A 3,121-nucleotide genomic window follows, 5' to 3' on the forward strand; every position below is an offset into this window, starting at 1 on the left:
CCATAATCTTTGGATAACATGATTATATTGCCACGGACTTATGCAACTGTGCCCATATTATGGGATTCTGGAAAATTGCATTAGTAAGTCTATTATTAGGAAACAATTCGGTTTTATCACAGAATAATCGATTGTTTTATGACTATGATAATAATGGAAATCGAATTTCACGGACAAATAATATTGAGAGTAAAGATCATCGAATAATGATTACTGCTTCTGTTGATATTCCATATTTGGAATATGATGTAGCTGTTGATGTAAATAATCATACTCTTGATACACTTTTAGCAGTAGGATCTACTCCTTATTTTTTTGATATAGCAGCAAATGGTGCTTCTAATTTTTCAATTCCTCTCTCATTGCCTGTTGGCAATGGTGGAATAGGACCTAATTTGGAAATTGTATACAATAGTTATAGTGGAGATGGAGTTTTAGGTACAGGAATAAATTTGTCATGTTTATCTTCGATAACTCGTAGTAATGAAGAGTCTAGATTTAATGAATTATATTCTTGGAATAAATATTATTTGGATGGTATACCTCTAATAGCAAAATGGGTGGATGGAAAAACAGTCTATTATAAAGAAAATAATGATTATTCCTTAATAACCAGAGATGACTATAAACGTTACTTTGTATTGACCACTCAAGATGGAATGAAATATTATTATGGTGATTACAAAGGTACCAGAGCATACCAATTATCTAATGCTGACCAAACTACTATTATTTCCTGGTATTTAGCTTGTCAAGAAGATCCTTATGGAAATTATATATTGTATAATTATCAACAAGATATTGAAAATGCAGATATATGGTTGAAGTCAATTGAATATACATTAAATGATTCATGCAATTACACACAAACCAATCGAATTGATTTCTTATATAATCGTGTGAAAGATGTTCCAACTGGTTTTCTGAATGGTTTCAGGGTTAAACGTGATAAGATATTGAAAGAAATTTTTGTTTTTGCAGGAAGTGAACAGGTACGTATCTATAAAATGAAGTATATCAAAGATGAAAAAGATATATATCCAAAACTTAATAACATACAAGAGTTTGGAAAGAATAATGTAGCATATAATCCTATTATAATAGGCTGGGGAAAGCATCAAGGTGAGAAATGTTTGCAAAAATATGCATTTGAACATCGTCCGACAGATGTGATCCAAGGAGACTTTAATGGTGATGGAATAGAAGATTTTCTAACAATAGATAAACAATATATAATGAGACCTCCAGAATATATGGATTCTATAAATATTGTATTAGAGGTCCAAACAATAGATAAAAAAGGAAATCGTGAAAAAATATGGACTACAACCATTTATGACCAAAATTATTCTTTTACTGTTATTCCTGGAGATTTTAATGGAGATGGTTTATTGGATTTAGCTATGTTAACTAAGGATGATACGCATTTCATAATTATGAAAGCGTATCTGAATGAGGAAGGTAAATTAGGTTATAAAACAACAACCCGTTTGGGGGGAGTTGCTAGTCCTGTATTAGTTGGGCATTTTGAGGGAAATAGAAAAGATCAACTCCTAATCGGAAATAAATGCTACTCTTTTGATGATGAATTAGTAAAATATACTTCCCTAGAAATAAAAGGGACTTTGCCAAACAATGGGAGTTATGCAGTCATAGATGTTGATGGAGATAAATATGACGATATCATTGTGTATGATAAAAAAAAGAAGGAGGTTGTGGCTTATGCTATTAATTCTTATGGGAGTATCTTTGAATTGACGCATTTTTCATTTAATGAAGGGGAAATTAATGATCTCAAATTCGGGTACTTCAATAATGATCGATATGCAGATATCTTTTTTTATTGTAAATCCGGGGAACAATACAAACAATTGATATATTATTATAATGGAAAAGAATTTATTAAAGGAGAAATTACAGAATCACATCCTAATTTATCTTTTTTAGTTGCGGATTTTAATAATGATGGTATATCGGAATTAATGTCCTGTTATTATACAATTGATCAAGATAAAGAGGCTAGAGCTACGATTGTTAGTTATCCCGGATGTCATTTTACGAATAATATCTATGATATTGATGTTACGGATTTATTTCTATCTCCTGATATTTCTCCTGGAACTACAAGATTAGATGATGTGTATTCATATAAGGGAAAATCTTATGTTTATCCTATAAAACATGATCTTTTTGCCGGTGATTTTACAGGGGATGGTAGAGCTGATGTATTAGCCATTTCTCAATCCAGAGTAACAGGGCCGGGGGTGATTACACGTTTTCGTGACGTAAAATACAGTTTGGTAACTTTTGATGAACAATGTTCTTCTGATGTGGTGATTGATATCATAGATGGTAATGCGGGTAGGCGCTCTATTGAATATAATAGTCATGTACAATCACGTGTGAGTAAGAATCCGCTAATAAAAGGATTATATACTCATTGGAATAAGCAATACTCATTAATTCGAAATGTAAATTATGTACTAACATCCGATTTACATAAAGACATTCATATTGGTAAGAAGTCATATTCATATACTACTCCTTTTTATAGAAAGGATAAAGGTAACTTTGTTGGATTTGAAAAACAAATAATAACAGATTCTCTTTTAAATACTATAACGGTTAACACTTATAATGTATTAGGATCTCCCTGTATATTATATCTTGCCAAAAGCGAGTATCGTGTTGGACATGAAATCGTTTCGTCTACTAACTATGGAGCTGAATTACATAATTTGTCAGGGAGCTATTATTTGAGACATACATCCGTTTTTGAAACAGACTTGGATAAGCAATGTGAAAAAGTGGAGCAATATACTTATGATGAAATAGATAATATCATAATCTCTGATGTTAGTTATCAAGGATTTGCTAGGGTAAATAATATGCCAGAAAAAAGAATTTTAACCAATTATCAATATGTACGTCCGGATAATCTATTATATAAAAAGAAACCTTCAAAAATTACAACTGTCTACACAAGAGATGGAGCTAATAGTATCACTCAAACAAAAAGATACGCTTATACTCCACAAGGAAAAATTTCTTTAGAATCATTTAATTCATATTTTAAATTCTGAACGGTTTCGTCTAACCGTTTGATGAATAAACATTTAAC

At 30.9% G+C, this 3,121-nt stretch carries 1 protein-coding gene; it reads left to right on the forward strand.

Features of this window, described 5'->3' with window-relative positions; translation table 11 throughout:
• Nucleotides 1–59 precede the first annotated feature (59 nt).
• Complete coding sequence (locus tag DW862_RS25480) at nucleotides 60–3,083, forward strand: FG-GAP-like repeat-containing protein (RefSeq protein WP_120071132.1); 3,024 nt, start codon at nucleotides 60–62, stop codon at nucleotides 3,081–3,083.
• Nucleotides 3,084–3,121: the final 38 nt, after the last annotated feature.

The organism is Bacteroides sp. AM37-9, assembly GCF_003603455.1.
GTDB classification, from domain to species: domain Bacteria; phylum Bacteroidota; class Bacteroidia; order Bacteroidales; family Bacteroidaceae; genus Bacteroides; species Bacteroides xylanisolvens.

Bases quoted from the DNA above. Each gene is read 5' to 3' on its own strand.
- DW862_RS25480 (WP_120071132.1), top strand. From the start codon at position 60: ATGGGATTCTGGAAAATTGCATTAGTAAGTCTATTATTAGGAAACAAT.